This window comes from Mycobacterium sp. E3298 (assembly GCF_001666895.1).
Classification (GTDB): Bacteria; Actinomycetota; Actinomycetes; order Mycobacteriales; family Mycobacteriaceae; genus Mycobacterium.
This window is the reverse complement of the sequence record NZ_LZJB01000119.1, coordinates 1-840: the sequence shown is the minus strand read 5'-3', so window position 1 is coordinate 840 and position 840 is coordinate 1. Positions and strand designations below refer to the sequence as shown.

Annotated in this window: 1 protein-coding gene and 1 pseudogene; both read right to left on the bottom strand. The window is 74.6% G+C overall.

All coding sequences use genetic code 11. From position 1 onward, the window contains the following. A pseudogene (locus tag A9X05_RS05455) lies at positions 1 to 628 on the bottom strand (N-acetyl-gamma-glutamyl-phosphate reductase); the annotation flags it as partial. A 52-nt stretch (positions 629 to 680) separates the two neighbouring features. Further along, positions 681 to 840, bottom strand: a 160-nt coding sequence (locus tag A9X05_RS29415; RefSeq protein WP_156736456.1) for a hypothetical protein, incomplete at its 5' end; no start/stop codon positions are given.

Below are 840 nucleotides of genomic sequence, written 5' to 3'. Positions count from 1 at the left end.
CTTCACCGGCCCGCAGGTCGGGGAGGACCGCAAATCGCTGACCTTCGCGCTGCGGTTCCGGGCGCCGGACCGCACCCGAGGTGCCGCTGACGGCGACGACGGTGACGGCGGGCTCGATCAGGTCCTCGGCGACCGCGGGGAGCAGCGCCAGCAGCGCCGCGGTCGGGTAGCAGCCCGGCACCGCGATGCGGCGGGCGCCGCGCAGGCGGTCCCGCGCGCCCGGCAGCTCCGGCAGCCCGTAGGGCCAGCTGCCGGCGTGCGGGGACCCATAGAACCGCTCCCAGGCGGCGGCGTCGGTGAGCCGGAAGTCGGCGCCGCAGTCGATGATCACGGTGTCGGGGCCGAGCTGTTCGGCCAGCGCGGCCGAGTGCCCGTGCGGCAGGGCCAGGAACACCACGTGGTGGCCGGCGAGCACCGCGGGTTCGGTGGGCTCGACCACCCGCTGCGCCAGCGGCGTGAGATGCGGGTGGTGCTCGCCCAGCGGGCTGCCCGCGCTGGTCGCGGCGGTCAGCGACCCGATGACGAGGCGTCCGTCGGCGTAGGCCGGATGCCCCAGCAGCAGCCGCAGGATCTCACCGCCCGCATAGCCGCTGGCCCCGGCAACCGCCACCCTCAATACGTCGGCCATTCCGCCGATTCTGCATGGTTATGCAATGCTTTGCAAATCCATTACCAGGGGGTCAGGCCCGCAACTCGGCGCCGACCGCCTCGGCGGCGCGGCGCACCGCGGCGTCGCGGGCCGCGCTGGCGTCGTCCTCGGTCAGGGTGCGGTCCGGCGCCCGGAACCGCAGCGCGAAGGTCAGCGATTTGCGGTCCTCCCCGACCTGCGGGCCGGTGAAG